Genomic DNA, 17,885 nt, shown 5'->3' with positions numbered 1-17,885 from the left:
ATATGACCGCGCAGGATGAGATGCCAGAGGACAACACATCTCCATCAGGTCAGGTTGCCGATGCGGTGCGTGGCAACTGGGTCGACCGGCTGGCCCCGCCTGCGACACGGCCCTATCTGCGCCTGAGCCGGGCGGATCGCCCTATCGGGACATGGCTTCTACTGCTGCCCTGCTGGTGGGGGCTGACGCTGGCGATGCTGCATGACGGGCAGGCGCGGCCGTTCGATCTGTGGATCTTTGTCGGCTGCGCGCTGGGCGCGTTCCTGATGCGGGGGGCGGGGTGTACGTGGAATGACATCACGGATCGGGATTTTGACGGCGCAGTGGCGCGGACCCGGTCGCGGCCCATTCCATCGGGACAGGTGACGGCGCGACAGGCGGCGGGCTGGATGGTGGTGCAGGCGCTGATCGCGTTTCTGATTCTGCTGACCTTCAATACGGCGGCCATCGCGCTGGGGATCATCGCCTTGATCCCCGTGGCCATCTATCCTTTCGCCAAGCGCTTCACATGGTGGCCGCAGGTCTTTCTGGGGCTGGCCTTCAACTGGGGCGCGCTGCTGGCCTGGACCGCGCATACGGGCAGTCTGGGCTGGCCTGCGGTGATCCTCTATGTCGCGGGGATTGCCTGGACGCTGTTCTATGACACGATCTACGCCCATCAGGACACCGAGGATGACGCGCTGATCGGCGTCAAATCCACGGCGCGGCTGTTCGGGGAGGACAGTCCGCAGTGGCTGACCGGGTTCATGTATGCCACGACCCTGCTGATGAGTGTCGCCGTTCTGGCGGCCACACGTGCGGTGGGAGCGGATATATTGCCCACTGTCATCGCGTTGGGTGGGCCTCTGGCCATGCTGGCACATATGCGCTGGCAGATGGCGCGATTCGATCCCGAGGACATGCCAGGCCTTCTGCGCCTGTTCCGCGCGAACCGGGATGCGGGGCTTTTGCCCCTGCTGTTTTTCGCCGGTGCGGCGTTGGTGTGATTGCACCTGCCCCCGTCGCACCCTAAGACAGACCCATCCGGCCACTGCCTGCAGAGGTTTCATGCGCCTTTCCGCCATCGCCATCGTGACACTGACCTTTTTCGCCGCGGCAGGCGTTTGCCTTGTCGCCGCCGGATTCGCCGTCAGAGCGATCGAGGACAATTCCGAATATGGCGTGCGACTGGCGCTGGATGAAAACGACCTGTCATGGGCTGAAGTACAGGCAAACGGGCTTCAGGTTCTGCTGACAGGCACCGCCCCGACCGAGGCGCTGCGGTTCAAGGCCCTGTCCACGGCGGGCGGCGTGGTCGATGCGGCCCGCGTGATCGACGGGATGGATATCAAGGACAGCGGTAGCGTCCAGCCGCCGCGATTCTCGGTCGAGATCCTGCGGAACGAAAGCGGGATTTCCCTGATCGGACTTGTTCCGGCCGCCACGGATCGTGAGGCCTTGCTGGCACGGCTGGCACCGATCGCGGCGGGAGGCACGGTGACCGACCTGCTGGAGACCGCCGATTATCCGATGCCCGACCAATGGGATCGCGCGCTGAATTTCGGCATCCGCGCACTGGAATCGATGCCCCGCTCGAAAGTGTCCATTTCGGCGGATCGCATCTCGATCACGGCCATGACCGACAGTGCGGAGGAGCGGCGCAAGCTTGAAGTGGATCTCGCACGCCGCGTGCCGACAGGGGTGCGATTGTCGCTGGATATCTCATCGCCGCGTCCGGTGATCACGCCGTTCAACCTGCGCTTTCTGATCAGCGAGGGCGTCGGTCGATTCGATGCCTGTTCGGCCGATACCCAAGAGGCGCAGGACCGAATCCTTGCCGCCGCCCGCGCCGCCGGAATGGAGGGCAAGGGCACCTGCACCATCGGGCTAGGCGTGCCTTCGCCCAACTGGGCGCGTGCGGCGGAACAGGCCATCGCAGCGCTGGCCGAAATCGGGGGCGGGTCGGTCACCTTTACCGATGCCGATATCACCCTGCTGGCTGCGGAAGGCACCGAACAGGCCCTGTTCGACCGGGTGGTGGGCGAGCTGGAAAGCCGTCTGCCTGACGTCTTTGCGCTGACCGCCGTGCTGCCCGCACCGGAAATTGCCGAAGGACAGGGACAGGTGACGTTCAGCGCCGCCCTGACACCCGAAGGCAAGGTGCAGTTGCGCGGCCGGATCGGCGACGAGACCAACCGCAGCATCATGGAAAACTATGCCAAGGCGCGTTTCGGCTCGGAAGCGGTGATCTCGGCGGTGCGCAGCGACGAGACCTTGACCGAGGACTGGACCGTGCGGGTTCTGGCGGGGCTGGAGGCCCTGTCGCGCCTGTCCACGGGATCGGCGACCGTCACGCCCGAGACCTTCTCGGTGACCGGGACCACGGGTAATGACCGCGCCAGCGCGCAGATCGCGGCGCTTCTGGCCGAAAAGCTGGGCGAGACTGCTGATTTCACCATCAACGTCACCTATAACGAAGAGCTGGACCCCGTCGCGGCCCTGCCCTCGCCCGAGGAATGCATTCGCCGGATCAACGCCATCCTGTCTACGCGCAAGATCAATTTCGAACCGGGTTCGGATACGCCGGATGCTGCGGCGGGCGGAATCATCAGCGACATTGCCGACATCCTCAAGGAATGCGGAGAGCTGCCGCTGGAGATCAGCGGCCATACCGACAGCCAGGGCCGGGTCGAGATGAACCAGCGCCTGTCCGAGGCCCGCGCGCTGGCGGTTCTGAACGAATTGCGCACACGGCGGGTGCTGACATCGTCCATCACGGCGGTCGGCTATGGTGTCGACCAGCCCATTGCCGACAACGGCACGGAAGAGGGGCGCGAGGCCAATCGGCGGATCGAATTCCGGCTTTTGACGAACACGCCCGATGCCGGAACCGCCGCCGAAGACGGCGGCACGGCCGAGGAAGGGGTTGCAGAAGACGCGCAAACCTCGCAGGAAGGTGAGGCGGCCTCCGATGGGGGCAGCGGCGACGCGACCGCCCCGGATGACGGACAGGAAGAGACCGACGAGTGAACAGAACCGAATTCATCATCGCGACGGCGGTCATCCTGTTTGTCGCCTTCAGCCTTGGCTGGTTTGCGAACTGGCTCATCCACCGTTTCACCCGTGTCTCCAAAGCCGATATCGGCGAGCTGGAAAAGATGGCGCAGGAGTTGCACGAGGCTGAAGAGACCCGCGATCAGGCGATCACCTACATGCAGCAGCGCGAGGCCGAACTGAGCAACCAGTTGACCCAGACCGAGGCCGAATTGTCGGCCACGATGGAGGGGCTGCGCGAAGCCCGTCACGAGGCCGAGGAAATGCGCGCCTATATCGAGAAGATGAACCAGCGCTGAGGCGTGGTCAGCTTGCGTTCAGCCATCCGGCTGGATCAGGAATTCCGTCTCGAACGCCCCCAGCAGGGCGGCGACATCAGCCGCGATCCGCGCGGGGGCGGCATCAGGAAACACCTCTGACAGCGTAGCGGCGATCTCGGTGCCGGTGATCGGGTCTTCCAGCAGCGTCCAGATCGCGCGAGCCACCCTGTTGAGGTGGAAATAGCTGTATTCGGTCGCGTGCCACAGAAACAGATCGTCCTGCACGGCGCGCACGGCCACTTGCGGGCTGCGGCGGTAGGCTTGTGTCAGGCTGGCGGGCGGATGCACCACCGCCTCGATCTCGGCGGGCAGGGCTGAGGCCACCGTTACCCCGGGCGCAGGCAGGACATCCGCGCCAAAGGCCCGGCGCAGCAGATCAACCGCATCTTCCAGATCGCTGTAGACCATCTTGAGGCAAAGCAGGCTTTCGGCCATCCGCGTGACCTGATCGAAATGTTCCGTCCCTTCGCCGGGGGCCGAGATGTTCTGGCGCACGAGATGCTGCACCGCCTCGGTCGGTTCCATCCGGTGCAGTTGCGCGGGCGCGTCTGGGCCGCGTGCCAGCACGATGAAGGCACTGACGGGCGCGCGTGTGCCGTGGGGCGCGACATTCGGACCGCAGAGATAGCCATAGCGGCGATCGGCTGGCCCCATATAGGTATCGACATGGGCGCGGAAGGCCGCGCTTACCCCGGCGGGAAGAGGCAGGCGCAGTCGCGGGGCCAGACCCAGACCGAAAGCCAGACCATCCTCCATCACGGGCAGGATATCGTCGCAGAATACGGTCATGTCCGGTTCCGCCGTCAGGCGCGAGATCAGGGTGCTTTTGCCCGCCCGCGCGGGACCGGTCAGAACCACCAGATGCCCGTTGATCCGCACAGCCCCGCAATGCAGACCGAGGCAGCCACGATACTGGTTGCAGAACGCCTGCGAGATGTCGGCAACCACACCACAGGCCGCGCTCGCCGCCATCAACCCGCGCAGCGGCTTGTCCAGCCACGGGGAATGCAGGTCATAGCGCGCGTTCTGGGCGCGGATCCGGGAGACATGATGCGGCAGATCGGGGGCATCGTTCTGAAGACCCGTCGTCACAATCTCGGGTGTCCAGCCTGTCATCAGCGCATTCAGGGCCGACAGCACCTCGTCGGCGTTTTCCAAAACGATGGTGCCGTCAAGGCCGGGATAGCGGAGAAGTTGCACAACAGGACGAGGGGCGCGCCCAAGGCGCGCCCCGGTGTTGACCTGCGGGTTATCGCAGGCCGTCATGTCATCGCCGTCCCGCGCCCGAAGGACCGGAGGATCCACTGGGACCAGACCGCCCAGACGAACTGGACGAACCGGAAGAGCTGGATGAGCCCGACGGTCCGGAGGGGCCCGAGGCGCCAGAGGCACCCGAGGCACCCGACGCGCCCGAGCCGCCCGGACCAGACCCGCCCGAACCGCCCGGACCCGAGCCGCCGCCCGATCCGCCTGCCCCGCCACCGGAGCCGCCTGCACCACCGCCGGAGCCGCCTGCACCACCGCCGGAGCCGCCTGCACCACCGCCGGAGCCGCCTGCACCACCGCCGGAGCCGCCGCCCGAGGCGTGGGCCGCCCCCAGATGCATCATGACCGGCGCGACGTAGAGGACACCCGTCGCAAGTCCCAGACGCGCCAGCAGAGCGCGACGCGACACAGCCGTCTTGGAGTTCTGTTCTGACATGTTGTTATCCTTTTCTCTCATCTCACCGCATCAATGAGCGGCTATGTCAGAAGAACGATGTCCTCTGGTTCCTATTCCCCGCTTACCGAAAAAATCTCGCTCGCCTCGCCTTTGCAGTAGCCCGGAGCGGAAACCAGCCCATTGCCGAACACCGGGTCATAGCCCGCCTCGCCCAGATCCTGCGCGCAATCGACCATCTGGCCGATACTCAGATCCAGCGGGGTGTCCGGTTCCCGCAGTCGTTGCACCGCCAAGGCTGCGGTGACGAAGGGAACGGCAAAGGAGGTGCCCGATTTCAGACGCCCCCCCGAGATGGAGGCCGCCGTCCACACGCCGACACCGGGGGCGGCAAGGCTGATATAGGGGCCTTGATTGGCCTGCCTGTAAATGCGCTTCTGACTGTCCACCGCCGTCACGGCCAGCACATGTGGCCATGCCGCCGGATAGACCGGCGGTGCCCCGGCGCCACCATTGCCCGCAGCGGCCACAAGGGCCACAGACCGCGCCACGGCCTCTTCGGTGATCTGGCGCAGCACGGCATTCTCGGGCCCCGAGAAGCTGAGATTGATGACGCTGACCCCTTGGTCCAGCAGCAGGTCGATGGCATTGGCCAAAGAAAAGGCATCCGCCTGATCGCCACTGCCACCGCGATGGAACGCCTCGACCGCGATCAACTCGGCATAGGGCAGCAGCCCCGGCACACGGCTGTCCAGCCGTCCCAGCAGCATCGCGGCGATGGCGGTGCCATGCTGGCGGCCCGCCGCGTCGCGATCCCCCAGATCGGTCTGGTAGACCGTCAGCTTCTGCCCGGCCAGCGCCTCGTGATCGACATTGATTCCGGTGTCGATCATCCCGATTTTCGGCGCAAAGGCACTGGGCCAGCCGGACCAGCCGATCATCTGATGCGCGGCGCAGTCTCCATCGCGGCACAGAAAGTCATCCGGCACATAAAGGTGGTTCACATCCGCCGTCGCCTGAGGCAACAGCCCGGCCAGTTCGGCGCGCGCCTGATCGGGGCTGCGTCCTGCCGGCAGACCCAAACGGACCAGTGTGCGATCCAGCGACGCATTTTGCCGTGATCCCAGCACGCGGTAGCCGACAGCTTCCGCAGCCGCAAGACTCTGGTTGGAGGGAAGGGTCAGCACGATCTCGGGCGGAGGAGGCGGGGCGCGACGGCGCGGCGCCTGCTGGACCGGAGCGCGCTGGCGGGAGGCGCGCTGGAACGGATTGCCCCCCTCACCACTCTCACCGGGACCCGAGCCGCCGCTGGCACCTCCGCTTGCGCCGCCGCTGCCACCGCCACCGCTGCCGCCGCCCGAGGCGCGCGCCATCCCCAAGGCCGTCAGCGCGGGTGCGGTATAGGCCATCGTGCCGGCCAGACCGATCCGCCGCAGCAGGGCACGGCGCGCCAGATCGGGGCCTTTGGGTTCGGTTGGTTTGCTGGACAAGGCGTGTCTCCTTTTCGGGCGCGGGTGCAGCGGGATATAGCCAGATCGTGGCCAAAGTCCCCTATCTTGGTTTCGAACACGGGCCTTTGCGGCACGACCCGGCCATGTTCGGCAGAAACGGGCGGATCTTCGCAGGGCTTCGCATGACGAAAACGCGGCCAACCCGGATAAATTCCGTAGATCCTGAAAAAATGCGACTATCTCACATGACACCGGGAATAATGTTCCGGTGCCTTGCGTTGTTTGTCCAGAGCCGGATCTGACCGGCCGGCCCACCAGAAGAAAGTGCTTCACCCGTGTCTGATGTGATCCGCAACGAGATGATCCGGTTGCTGCCCCGTCTGCGGGCCTTTGGCCGCAGCCTGACGGGCGTTCAGGATCAGGCGGATGACCTTGTGCAGCAGACCGTGGAAAAGGCGCTGCGCCACATCGACAGCTATGCGCCGGGCACCCGGCTGGACAGCTGGATGTTCCGCATCATGCGCAACACCTGGATCGACGGGCACCGCGCCCGCCGCCCCACGGTGACACTGGACGACGTGGAAACCGTCACGCCGCTGGTCGGAGAGGACGGGCGCGATGTGACCGAGAACCGGATCTATCTGGCGCAGGTCCGCCGGGCGATGCAGGCGCTGCCGGAAGAGCAGCGGACCGTGCTGATACTGGTCTGCGTCGAGGGCCTGCGCTACCGCGAGGTGGCCGAGGCGCTGGGCATCCCCGAAGGCACGGTCATGAGCCGCCTGTCGCGGGGCAGGCTGGCGCTGGCCGAAGCCTTGGCCGGAACGACCCGCACCGAGGCTCCGGCGATCGGACAGATACAGGGATTGACCCCATGACCCATGAAACCGACATGAATGTGAGCGATGAGATGCTGATGGCCCTTGCCGATGGCGAACTGACCGGACCCGACGCAAGCAAGCTGATGGCGCGGATCAAGGCCAATCCCGATCTGGCGGCTCGCTATGCGTTGTTCACCGATACCGCCGAGGCGCTGCGACAGGCGATGGACCCCGGACCCGTGCCGGATGCCCTGATCTCGACGGTGCTGACGGCACCCACGGGACTGGCCCCGACACAGGCGGCGCAGGCGGCGCCTGTGACACCGTTGCGGCGCAAAGACCGGGCGGCCGCACGGTCGATGGTCTGGCCGATGGCGCTGGCGGCTTCGCTTGCGCTGGCGGTGGGCGTGGGAGGCTTCCTGACAGGGCGCAGCCTTGCCCCCGCCCCTGTCGGGCTGGGAACAGCCGCAGCCGCACTGGCCGGGACACCGACGGGCGGCAGCGTCACGCTGGCCGATGGCAGCATGGCGCGGGCGCTGGGCAGTTTCGCGACCGATCTGGGCTTGTGCCGGTTGATCGTAGTGGACGGGGCCGATGGTCACGCGGATCGTGCGGTGGTCTGTCAGGCCGAGGATTCCGCATGGCGCACGGCGCTTTCGGTAACCGAAGGCGGCGCGGGCATGTTCCTGCCCGCATCGGACATGGCCGTCGGCGTGATCGACGAATTTCTGGACGGCATCGGTGCCGGGGCGGCCATGACGCCCGAGGCGGAGGCACAGGCGCTGTCGCGCTGATCCCGCCTCGGCAAGAGCTGTGTCAACACACTCCCGCCACCGTTCGGGACGCGCGGGGTTACTCTGTCAGGATCGCGCTGACCTTGAGTGCCCGTTGCAGGCTGCCATCCACCTTGAGCTTGCCGGTCATATAGGCGGTCGCAGGGTTCTGATCGCCCGAAAGGATATTGCGGAACACCTGCTCGGACGCCGCAAGGGTCACATCGGCCTCGTCCGCCTCGGTGCCGGGATGGGCTCCGTTCGCGTCCAGCAAGACCACACCTTCGCCGGTGATCACCAGTTTGGCGCTGCCCTGAAGATGCCCGGTGACACGGGGACCAAGGAAGGCGATGAATTCATCCAGAATCGCGGACATGACGAGGTTCCTCTTCGGAAAAGCGTGGCGGGAGGGGTCACCTGAGGATCAACCGGAACCCGCCGCCCTTGCCAAGCACGACCTTGCGTCAGGCCAGAGGGATGATGCGGCGACGGGCAAAATCTGCGGGCGGATGCCTACCAGCGGGTCAACGCGTCCTCGTCCTCGTCCTTTGCGGCGACCCAGCTTTCGCCATCGGCGGCCAACTCCTTCTTCCAGAAGGGCGCGCGGGACTTGAGGTAATCCATCAGATATTCCGCCGCCTCGAAGGCGTCCTTGCGGTGCCGCGCTGCGGTGGCGACCATCATGATCTGCTCGCCGGGGCGCATCGGCCCGAAACGATGGATCACCAGCACATCGCCCAGCGACCAGCGCGCCTGCGCCTCGGTCGCGATCTTCTCGACCGCGCGTTCCGTCATGCCGGGGTAATGTTCGATCGTCATCTGCCGCAAGGGACGGAACGGATCGTCGCGCACCACGCCGGTAAAGGTTACGACAGCCCCCATATCGGTGCGGCTGGCGGCGAAGGCATTGGCCTCGGCCCCCAGATCGAAAGGCTGTTCTTGCACGATGATCCGCATCGCGCCCCCTGTCAGCCGCCGGTCATGGGCGGAAAGAAGGCCACTTCGCGTGCGCCTTTCAAAGGCGCATCGAAATCGGTGAGATCCTGATCGACCGCGACGCGCAGCGCCTTGAGATCGGAAAAGGCCAGCGCATAGCGTTCCTCGCGCGCGCGCAACTCTTCCACCAGTTCCGCCACAGTGGCGGCATCGGTCGATACCTGTTCACGCGGGACTCCGATGCGTTCGCGCACCCATGCGAAGTAAAGGACATCAATCATCTGTCATCCCTCAGCAGCGGCTGAGCCTTGCGGAAATAGTCGATCCCCGTGATCAGGGTCAGCGCAGCCGCGATCCACAACAAAGCCAGCCCGATATTGCCGGACCAGACCATCCCCTGCAACTTCCAGCCCAGACCTTGCAGATCGGGCTGACGCCCTTCGATGATGGCCATGACCATGGCTTCGTCCATCCCGTAGATGATCATGCCGAAGTAATGCTCGAACACGCCCTGAGCGAAGAGCACGGCAATCGCCACCATCTGCGCGGTTGTTTTCCATTTGGCCAGTTTCGTGACCTTCAGCGTGCCCGCGACATCGCCCAGAAATTCGCGCAGACCGGACACAAAGACCTCGCGGAAGAGGATCACGGTGGCGGGCAGCACCAGCCATGGCGACATCGAGGAATACCCCACGATCACCATCAGCGCGATCACCACCATCGCCTTGTCGGCAATCGGGTCCAGCATCGCGCCCATCTTCGTCTCTTGCTTCCATTCACGCGCCAGATAGCCGTCGAACCAGTCGGTGATCGCCGCCGAGACGAACAGGATCAACGCGAACCAATCGGCATAGGGTCGTGTGAAATAGAGGAACATCACGGCCACGCCGGGGGCGGCCAACAACCGTCCTGCGGTCAGGATATTCGGCAAGGTCCATCTCATGGCCCATTCCTAACGGGTCTTTCAGACTCTGGAAAGGCGATAACACAAGGGACGGCGGCGAGTTGCGACCGTGAAGTTGAGTATTTGCAGAACGATGAAGGGGGCGGCTCGCGCGCCCCCCTGCCCTAGCTTTGCGGCCGTTCCGCCCAGCCTGCAAAGATCCGCTCCAGTGCGACAACAGCGTAATAAAGGACGATACCCAGAACGGCGAGCGCGATGAGCACCGCAAACATGAGCGGGTAGTCGCCGTTCGTCTCGCCGGATTTGAACAACGCGCCCAGACCGCGGCCGTGGGGTGAGACGATCTCGACCAGATTGGTGCCGATGAAGGCCAGCGTGACCGAGACTTTCAGTGCGCCGAAGAATTCGGGCAGGGTCTTGGGCAGGGCGATCTTGCGAAAGATGGTGACGCGCGAGGCCCCCAAGCTGCGCAGGATGTCGCGGTATTCGGGCTCGAGCGTGGACAGGCCGATTCCCACCGACACGGCGATGGGAAAGAACGAGATCAGGAAGGCCATGAGCACGGTGTTGAAATCGTGCTGGCCGATGAAGATCAGCGCAATCACGGGCACCAGCGTCGCCTTGGGGATGGCGTTAAACCCGACCAGCAGCGGATAGAGCGCATCGCGGGCGATCCGCGAAAAGCCCATCGCCATTCCCAGCAACGTGCCGAAGAGCACCGCCAGACCCAAGCCGGCGACGGTGCGCCAGAGGGTCTGCCAGCCCATTTCAAGGAACAGATGGCTGTAGCGGGCAAAGGCCGGTGGCAGGTCGGAGGGCGAGGCCATCTTGTAATTGGGCCACCCATTCACCCAGACGATGAACTCCCAGACCCCCAGAAAGGCCAGAATGGCGAGGGTCGGAACAGCGATTTTCTGCAAGGTTTCCATCAGTGCACGTCTCCGTCACGGCCCTGCGCGATACGGATCTGGTCGCGCAGCAGATGCAGCATCTCGGCAGCCTCGGGCGTATAGAGGCTGTCGATGGTGCGGTCGGCGGGCAGGTCCACGCGCAACACATGCTGGGTGCGTGCGGGACGGCCCGAAAGCACGATCACCTGATCGCCCAGAAACACGGATTCGCGCAGGTCATGGGTGATCAGCACGCAGGTGAAGGGTTCCGCCGCGCGCAGGTCGCGCATCGTCTGCCACAGATCCTCACGCGTGAAGGCATCCAGCGCGCCGAAAGGTTCATCCATGATCAGCACATCAGGCTTGTGCACGATGGACCGGCAGAGCGAGGCGCGCTGCCGCATCCCGCCCGACAGTTCGGACGGTCGCTTGCCCTCGAAACCCTTCAGCCCGACCATCTCAAGCAGATGCATGGCGCGGGCTTCGCGATCGCGCTGCGGCATGCGGGGGGCGACGATTTCCAGCGGCAGGATCACGTTGTCCAGAATGGTGCGCCATTCCAGCAGCACGGGGTTCTGAAAGGCCATGCCCACGGTCTTGCGCGGGGAGGTCACGCGTTCGCCATGCAGCCAGACCTCGCCCTGATCGGGTTTCATCAGCCCGGCTACCAGCCGCGTGAGGGTGGATTTACCACATCCGGACGGGCCAACCACGGCGCAGAACTCGCCCTCCGGCACAGAAACATTGAGGTTGTCCAGCACCGGCAGAGGCCCGGCCTTGGTGCGATAGGCGTGGGTCACGCCCTTGATCTCGATGAGATTGGTCATGTGCTGGAGAAACCCCGAAACGCGTCACATGGAAAAGGCGCCTCCCGTCAGGGAAGCGCCATGATCTGGTTGGTGCCGATCACTCCAGCATCAGGCTGCCGTCGGTGGGCAGGTAATCGGCGGTGAAATAGAGCGAGGCATCGGGTGCGTTCACGAAATCATAGACCGATTTCGTCTGCTCGATCGCCGTTTCCATCCGCGCGGGGTCGATATTGCCCATGCCATTGGCCTTGACCCAGTCGGTCAGGACATTGGCATCCACCGACATCTGCAGGCGGCGCGTTTCAAGCGCGGCATCAGCGGCGGGGTTACGCTTGATCAGCGCCTCGATCGCCATGTCGGGATCGGCGATAGCGTCTTTCCAGCCCTTGGCGATAGCCCGCAGGAAACCTGTCACGGCCTCGGGGTTGGCGGCGGCGAAATCGGTGTTCACGATCACTGCGTTGCCATAGAGCGCCACGCCATGATCGGCCATCAGAAGAATGGTGATGTCATCCTCGGGCACGCCCAGACGGATCAGGTTCAGCGTGGACGAGAAGGAGAACCCGGTCACGGATGCCACCTTGCCCTCGGCCAGCATCGGCTCGCGCACGGGGAAGCCGACGGGTTCCACGGTGATCGACGCCATGTCGAGGCCGTTTTCGGCGGCGAAGATCGGGAACTGCGCCCAGGCACCGTCGGGCGGCGGTGCGCCCAGAACCTTGCCCGCCAGATCGGCAGGCGCGTTGATGCCCAGCGATTTGCGCCCCACAACCGCGAAGGGCGGCTTGTCATAGACCATCATCGCGGCGATCACGGGGGCACCGGGGTTCTGGTCCAGGAATTTCATCAGGCTGTTGATATCGGCAAAGCCGACGGGAAAGGCGCCAGTGGCGACTTTCGGGATGGCGTCAAGCGAACCTGCCCCTTCGGACACTTCGACGGACAGGCCCTCGGCCTCGAAATAGCCCTTGTCCACGGCGACGAAATAGGGCGCAGCGGGGCCTTCGAATTTCCAGTCGAGCGCAAAGGGCATCTCGGTCTGCGCGGCCAGCGATGTGGCAAGGGTCATGGCTGCCGCGAGGGCGGTAAAAGTTGTACGGATCATTGGTCACTCCCGGTTGGATACTTGCGCCAGTTCTGCATTTCCATCGCAGCAGTTGCACGGGTCCGAGGGACCACAGCCCACTGCGCCGGATTGGTCAGCGCATCTTATGCCTGATTCCTATGCGGTCACGCCGTTTCTGTCTACAATTTCAGCGGGCGATGGATACGATCCGCGATCAGCCCTTGTCGTGGAAGAAGGCATAAATCGTTTCGGCCATCGCATCCGAGATTCCGGGCGCGGCCTTCAAATCCTCAAGCCCGGCGCGGCTGACCGCCTTGGCGCTGCCGAAATGCGCCAGAAGCATCCGTTTGCGCCCTGCGCCCACCCCCGGCACCTCGTCCAGCGGGGTCGCGCCCACGGATTTTGCGCGTTTGGCGCGATGCGTGCCGATAGCGAATCGATGCGCCTCGTCCCGCAGACGCTGCACGAAGTAGAGCACCGGATCGTTGTGGCGCAGAGCAAAAGGGCGCTGTCCAATGCGGTGGAATTCCTCCTTGCCCGCGTCGCGGTCAATCCCCTTGGCGACGCCGACCATCGGAATGTCCTGCACGCCATGTTCGGCCATGATCTGCGCCACGGCGCTGACCTGCCCCGCGCCGCCGTCGATCAGCAGAAGATCGGGCCAGAGGCCAAGCGTGCGGTCGGGGTCTTCCTTTTGCAGGCGTTTGAAACGGCGGGTCAGCACCTCTTTCATCATGCCGAAATCGTCGCCGGGGGTCAGTTCGTCGCCGCGAATGTTGAATTTGCGATACTGCCCCTTGATAAAACCATCGGGCCCCGCGACGATCATCGCGCCCACGGCATCCGTGCCCTGAATGTGCGAGTTGTCATAGACCTCGATCCGCTGCGGCGGATTGGGTAGGTCGAACGCCTCGGCCAGACCTTTGAGCAGCTTGGTCTGCGTCGCGCCTTCGGCCATGCGGCGGGCCAGAGATTCGCGGGCGTTGCGGGCGGCACCCTCCACCAATTCAGCCTTTTCGCCGCGCTGGGGCACAAGGATTTCGACCTTGCGGCCCAGCTTTTCGGACAGGGCCGCCTGCATCAGATCGGGATTGTCCAGAGGATGCGACAGGATCAATTGCCGGGGCGGTTCCTTGGTGTCGTAGAACTGACCGATGAAGGCCTCGAGCACTTCGGGCGCCTCAATATCCGCGCCGATGCGGGGGTAGAAATCGGCATTGCCCCAGTTCTGATGGGCGCGGATGAAAAAGACCTGCACGCAGGCCTGCCCGCCTTCCATGTGCAGGGCAATCACATCCGCCTCGGCCACGCCGCGCGGGTTGATGCCCTGCACCGTCTGCACCTGCGTCAGCGCGCGGATACGGTCGCGCAGAGCGGCGGCGCGCTCGAATTCCATGTCGTCCGAGGCTTGCTGCATCTGCGCGGCCAGCGTTTCCTGCACCGCAGTGGAGCGGCCCGACAGGAAGCGCACGGCGTCGGCGACAGTCGCGGCATAATCGGCTTTCGAGATCTCGCCCGTGCAAGGGGCCGAGCAGCGCTTGATCTGATGCAAAAGGCAGGGTCGTGTCCGGCTGGAGAACATCGCATCCGAGCAGTTGCGCAGCAGGAATACCTTTTGCAACTGGTTCAGCGTGCGGTTCACCGCGCCAGCGCTGGCGAAAGGGCCGAAATACTGCCCCTTGTCCTTGCGCGCGCCGCGATGCTTGGTGATCATCGGAAAATCGTGATCCCCGGTGATCAGGATGTTCGGAAAGCTTTTGTCGTCGCGCAAGAGCACGTTGTAACGCGGCTTGAGCTGCTTGATGAGGTTCTGCTCCAACAGCAGGGCCTCGGTCTCGGTCCTTGTGGTCAGAAACATCATCCCGGCCGTTTCCGAGATCATCCGCGCGATCCGCCCCGAATGGCCCGAGGGGCGCGCATAGTTCGACACCCGCGCCTTGAGATTGCGCGCCTTGCCCACATAGAGCACGCGGCTTTGCGCATCCAGCATCCGGTAGACGCCCGGCGAGCCGTCGAGCGTCTTCAGGTAATCCTGTATCAGGGCATATCCGGTGAGGGCCTGCGCCTCGGTCTGGTCGGGTGTGTCGGTCATGCGTTCAGAGGTATGATTCTTTGCGCCTCGCTGCAATCTTTGCCGCGCAGGGGCAAGGGCAAACATGTCCCCGTTTTCTGTGGATAAGTCTGGAGACAAGTTTTCGCCATCTGGAAATTTTCCTTAGTTCCGGCCCGCTTCGCTGAATTGCCTAATTTTTAGGCATTATTTCAAGCCCTTGAAAACATTCACAAATATTTTCACTCATTGCAAAATACTGAAAACGTTAGGGTTTTTGTAACGGTGGCGTAACAGCGGCGTGAACGGTGCAAAACTTTGACGGGGTTGATGCCGGGAACGGTGATTTGACCTGCCCCGGCGTCACTCGACGCCCAGAACGTCCGGTGTTTGCCAACCCAGATGCTGCCCGCCATCGACGCACAAAAGTTGCCCGGTGACGGCAGGCGCGTCGAGGAAATACCCCAAAGCCGCCGTGATGTCCGCGGGGTTCGCGCCGCGCCCCAGAACGGTGGCCGCACGCTGATCGGCGAAGTGCCTGTCCGACTGCCGCGCGCCTTGCAGAGTCGGCCCCGGACCGATGGCATTGACCCGGATACGCGGGGCCAGCGCCTGCGCCGAGGTCTGTGTCAGCGCCCAGAGGCCCATCTTGGCCAGGGTATAGGTCATGAACTCGGGCGTGAGCTTGCGCACGCGCTGGTCGATCATGTTGACGATCAAGCCTTGAGCAAAAGGCTCTCCCGCCGCGTCGCGTCCGGCATCGGGTATGGCGGCGGCCATGGCCTGCGTCAGGATGAAGGGCGCGCGCAGGTTGCTGTCGAAGTGCCGGTCCCATCCGGTCCGGGTAGCCGTTTGAATAGTGTCATACTCGAAGATCGACGCGTTGTTGACCAGACAGGTCACGGGACCACCCAGCGCCTGCATCGCGGCGGGGATCAGCGCATGGGTTTCCGCCTCCTCCAGCAGATCCGCCTGAAGGGTCACGGCGCGACGGCCCTTGGCGCGGATCAGCGTGGCCACATCTTCTGCCTCGGGCCGCGAGGATGCGTAATGCACCGCCACGTCAAAGCCGCGATCCGCCAGATACAGCGCCATGGCCCGGCCCAACCGCTTGCCCGCCCCGGTCACAAGCGCGATCTTGTCCATGCTCACATCCCCTTTGCCGCATTGTCCCGTTCACCCGCGCACATCTGCCTGCGTCAGAGGAACATGCTCCAGACATAGGCCACATACAGCACGATCAAGATGCCCCCCCAGACGCGACCGATATTCTGGCGCAGGAACACGAAAGGGATCAACAGCAGCGAGGCCGCCAGCATCACCCAAAGGTCAAGCGTCAGGAATTGCTGATCGACCGGTATCGGTGCGACAAGCGAGGCGACACCGATGATGCCGAGCAGGTTGAAGAAGTTCGACCCGATCACATTGCCCAACGCCACATCGGCCTGACGGCGGATGGCCGCCATCACCGTTGTCGCCAGTTCCGGCATCGAGGTGCCCACGGCCACCAGCGTGAGGCCGATCACCGTCTCGCTGATGCCGAAAGTGCGGGCGATGACCGTGGCGCTGTCCACAAGGATATCGGCACCCAGCGGCAGGCCCGCCAGACCCAGCACCAGAAACAGGATGATCTTCCACCACGGCATGTCGGGGTCCGCCCCTTCCAGCTCGTCCAGATCGTCGCTGTCGTCGATCCCTTCCGCGACCAGCGTCGCCGCAGCCTTGTGCTTGCGCGCATCGCGGAACATGTCGGCCAGCGCCAAGGCAAGAGCCCCCAGCAGGATCACCCCCGATATCCAGTCGAACACGCCCCGGAAGGCCAGCGCGATGAACAGAAGAGAGGCCGCAATCATCACGACAAAACTTTTGCGCGTGTCATGTTCGGCTGTATGCATTACGGCGATGAGGGCCGGAATACCCAGAACCAGCAGGATATTGGCGGTGTTCGACCCCACGACATTGCCCATCGCGATGCCCGGAACACCGTTAAGCGCGGCCTTTACCGAGATCAGCAACTCCGGCGCCGACGTGCCGAAAGCCACGATTGTCAAACTGACGATCAGCGCCGGGATTCCGATCCGCAGTGCGAGGTTCACCGCACCCTTGACCAGCGCATCACCTGCAAACAGCAGGATTACCAGCCCGAGGGCCGCCATCAACCAGACCATGACTTATCCTTTGTTATGTCCGCAGGAACAGGGACCGCGCCCGATGCGGTAACGTTTGCAAGACGGGCAGCGCGCTGCTTCAAGCCGCTTCTGCCCGGGAAACTTGATCTTGCCGAACATGGCGAGGACGCCCATGCCGACCAGAAAGAGGACAACGATTTTCAGGATCACGTCAAAGCCCGAAACGCGCGAAGGCCGCGCGCTCCTCTATGCCGGCCAAGGCATCCTGCGCCAGTGTCGCCCCGAAACGCTGGAACAGACTGCGCCGCCGCCCATAACGGGCCAGACGCACCTTGTCGCCATAGAGTTCCTTGAGCTTCGGTTCCAGATGGGCGATCCCGTCGATCAGGCCCAGTTGCTGCGCCTGCCCCCCCAGCCAGAAACGCCCCGTGAACAGGTCGGGGTCATCGGCCAGCTTCGCACCGCGCCGCGACCGGACATAGGCCACGAAACTGTCGTGCAGCCCGCCCAGAAGTTCCTTGAGCCGGGCGACATCCTCGGGCTTTTCGGGCAGGAACGGGTCCAGCATGCTTTTGGAGTCGGCCGAGGTATAGACCCGCCGCTCCACCCCTTGCTTGGCCAGCGCCACATGCGCGCCAAAACCGGCCGAGATCACGCCGATCGACCCCACGATCGAGCCGGTATCGGCCCAGATATCATCCGCCGCCGCCGCCAGCCAATAACCGCCCGAGGCGGCCACATCCTCGACAAAGGCATGAACGGGGATTTTCTTTTCAGCCGCCAGCCGCCGGATGCGCGCCGCGATCAGGGCCGATTGCACGGGCGAGCCGCCGGGTGAGTTCAGCACCAAGGCTACCGCACGCGGCTTGCCGCGCCGAAAGGCACGCTCCAGCACCGGGCCGATGGCCTCGTCACTCAGGGGGCTGCGGGGGCCGGAGCCGATGCTGCCGGCAAGGCGCACGACGGCCACGACCGGGTCGGCCTTCATGAAGGGGATATAGCGTTTCATGGGCTGCATGTAGAATGTGCCCCTGCGACAAACAAGG

General features: G+C 64.2%; 19 protein-coding genes. 5 read left to right on the top strand and 14 right to left on the bottom strand.

All coding sequences use genetic code 11. The features are described from left to right. Positions 1 to 2: 2 nt before the first annotated feature. The 3 genes from ubiA to PVW27_RS03410 all read left to right on the top strand — a co-directional run bounded on the left by ubiA (position 3) and on the right by PVW27_RS03410 (position 3,332). Positions 3 to 986 carry a 4-hydroxybenzoate octaprenyltransferase gene (gene ubiA, locus PVW27_RS03420; protein WP_274555143.1) on the top strand — a complete coding sequence of 328 codons (984 nt, stop codon included), beginning with the start codon at positions 3 to 5 and terminating at the stop codon, positions 984 to 986. Between the two features lie 61 nt (positions 987 to 1,047). Continuing rightward, positions 1,048 to 3,009: an OmpA family protein gene (locus tag PVW27_RS03415; RefSeq protein WP_274555142.1), complete on the top strand. Its 1,962-nt coding sequence runs from the start codon at positions 1,048 to 1,050 to the stop codon at positions 3,007 to 3,009. After that, positions 3,006 to 3,332, top strand: coding sequence for a hypothetical protein (locus PVW27_RS03410; RefSeq protein ID WP_274555141.1), 327 nt, complete (start codon positions 3,006 to 3,008; stop codon positions 3,330 to 3,332). The genes PVW27_RS03415 and PVW27_RS03410 overlap by 4 nt, the downstream gene beginning before the upstream one ends. 18 nt (positions 3,333 to 3,350) lie before the next feature. Here the strand turns inward: PVW27_RS03410 and PVW27_RS03405 are convergent, their stop codons facing one another. The 3 genes from PVW27_RS03405 to PVW27_RS03395 form a co-directional block, all read right to left on the bottom strand. Continuing rightward, on the bottom strand, positions 3,351 to 4,619 hold the full coding sequence (locus PVW27_RS03405; RefSeq protein WP_274555140.1) for a PqqD family protein: 1,269 nt from the start codon (positions 4,617 to 4,619) through the stop codon (positions 3,351 to 3,353). A 1-nt stretch (position 4,620) separates the two neighbouring features. Further along, positions 4,621 to 5,055, bottom strand: a complete 435-nt coding sequence (locus PVW27_RS03400) for a hypothetical protein (RefSeq protein ID WP_274555139.1) — start codon at positions 5,053 to 5,055, stop codon at positions 4,621 to 4,623. Positions 5,056 to 5,126: 71 nt separating this feature from the next. Next, entirely contained in the window at positions 5,127 to 6,503 is a 1,377-nt protein-coding gene (locus tag PVW27_RS03395; RefSeq protein WP_274555138.1) for a S8 family serine peptidase, read from the bottom strand. 296 nt (positions 6,504 to 6,799) lie between these two features. Here PVW27_RS03395 and PVW27_RS03390 point away from each other — a divergent pair, with 296 nt between their 5' ends. Both PVW27_RS03390 and PVW27_RS03385 read left to right on the top strand, forming a co-directional pair. Then, the gene (locus PVW27_RS03390; RefSeq protein ID WP_274555137.1) at positions 6,800 to 7,339 is read left to right on the top strand and encodes an RNA polymerase sigma factor; all 540 of its coding nucleotides are present in this window, start codon (positions 6,800 to 6,802) and stop codon (positions 7,337 to 7,339) included. Next, positions 7,336 to 8,076: an anti-sigma factor family protein gene (locus PVW27_RS03385; RefSeq protein ID WP_274555136.1), complete on the top strand. Its 741-nt coding sequence runs from the start codon at positions 7,336 to 7,338 to the stop codon at positions 8,074 to 8,076. The genes PVW27_RS03390 and PVW27_RS03385 overlap by 4 nt, the downstream gene beginning before the upstream one ends. A gap of 58 nt (positions 8,077 to 8,134) precedes the next feature. Here the strand turns inward: PVW27_RS03385 and PVW27_RS03380 are convergent, their stop codons facing one another. The 11 genes from PVW27_RS03380 to PVW27_RS03330 form a co-directional block, all read right to left on the bottom strand. Further along, positions 8,135 to 8,431 (bottom strand): SCP2 sterol-binding domain-containing protein, encoded by a 297-nt coding sequence (locus PVW27_RS03380; protein ID WP_274555135.1) that lies wholly within the window; start codon positions 8,429 to 8,431, stop codon positions 8,135 to 8,137. A 137-nt stretch (positions 8,432 to 8,568) separates the two neighbouring features. Further along, a complete protein-coding gene (locus tag PVW27_RS03375; protein WP_274555134.1) occupies positions 8,569 to 9,012 on the bottom strand; it encodes a molybdenum cofactor biosynthesis protein MoaE in 444 nt (147 codons plus the stop codon). Between the two features lie 11 nt (positions 9,013 to 9,023). After that, entirely contained in the window at positions 9,024 to 9,272 is a 249-nt protein-coding gene (gene moaD / locus PVW27_RS03370; RefSeq protein ID WP_274555133.1) for a molybdopterin converting factor subunit 1, read from the bottom strand. Then, a complete protein-coding gene (gene pgsA / locus PVW27_RS03365; protein WP_274555132.1) occupies positions 9,269 to 9,934 on the bottom strand; it encodes a CDP-diacylglycerol--glycerol-3-phosphate 3-phosphatidyltransferase in 666 nt (221 codons plus the stop codon). The genes moaD and pgsA overlap by 4 nt, the downstream gene beginning before the upstream one ends. Positions 9,935 to 10,059: 125 nt before the next feature. Then, on the bottom strand, positions 10,060 to 10,824 hold the full coding sequence (locus PVW27_RS03360) for an ABC transporter permease (RefSeq protein WP_274555131.1): 765 nt from the start codon (positions 10,822 to 10,824) through the stop codon (positions 10,060 to 10,062). Further along, positions 10,824 to 11,612: an ABC transporter ATP-binding protein gene (locus PVW27_RS03355; protein ID WP_274555130.1), complete on the bottom strand. Its 789-nt coding sequence runs from the start codon at positions 11,610 to 11,612 to the stop codon at positions 10,824 to 10,826. Before PVW27_RS03355 ends, PVW27_RS03360 begins: the two co-directional genes overlap by 1 nt. A 79-nt stretch (positions 11,613 to 11,691) precedes the next feature. Beyond that, the gene (locus tag PVW27_RS03350) at positions 11,692 to 12,699 is read right to left on the bottom strand and encodes an ABC transporter substrate-binding protein (RefSeq protein ID WP_274555129.1); all 1,008 of its coding nucleotides are present in this window, start codon (positions 12,697 to 12,699) and stop codon (positions 11,692 to 11,694) included. Positions 12,700 to 12,874: 175 nt separating this feature from the next. Continuing rightward, positions 12,875 to 14,752 (bottom strand): excinuclease ABC subunit UvrC, encoded by a 1,878-nt coding sequence (gene uvrC, locus PVW27_RS03345; RefSeq protein ID WP_274555128.1) that lies wholly within the window; start codon positions 14,750 to 14,752, stop codon positions 12,875 to 12,877. Between the two features lie 321 nt (positions 14,753 to 15,073). Further along, the gene (locus PVW27_RS03340; protein ID WP_274555127.1) at positions 15,074 to 15,856 is read right to left on the bottom strand and encodes an SDR family oxidoreductase; all 783 of its coding nucleotides are present in this window, start codon (positions 15,854 to 15,856) and stop codon (positions 15,074 to 15,076) included. A 53-nt stretch (positions 15,857 to 15,909) separates the two neighbouring features. Further along, positions 15,910 to 16,878 (bottom strand): calcium/sodium antiporter, encoded by a 969-nt coding sequence (locus tag PVW27_RS03335; protein ID WP_274555126.1) that lies wholly within the window; start codon positions 16,876 to 16,878, stop codon positions 15,910 to 15,912. A 172-nt stretch (positions 16,879 to 17,050) separates the two neighbouring features. Next, entirely contained in the window at positions 17,051 to 17,848 is a 798-nt protein-coding gene (locus PVW27_RS03330; protein WP_274555125.1) for a S49 family peptidase, read from the bottom strand. Between the last annotated feature and the right edge of the window lie 37 nt (positions 17,849 to 17,885).

The sequence above is a fragment of the Seohaeicola sp. 4SK31 genome (assembly GCF_028802875.1).
Classification (GTDB): domain Bacteria; phylum Pseudomonadota; class Alphaproteobacteria; order Rhodobacterales; family Rhodobacteraceae; genus Seohaeicola.
The sequence above is the reverse complement of the archived record's forward strand: the minus strand, read 5'-3'. Positions and strand labels throughout refer to the sequence as shown.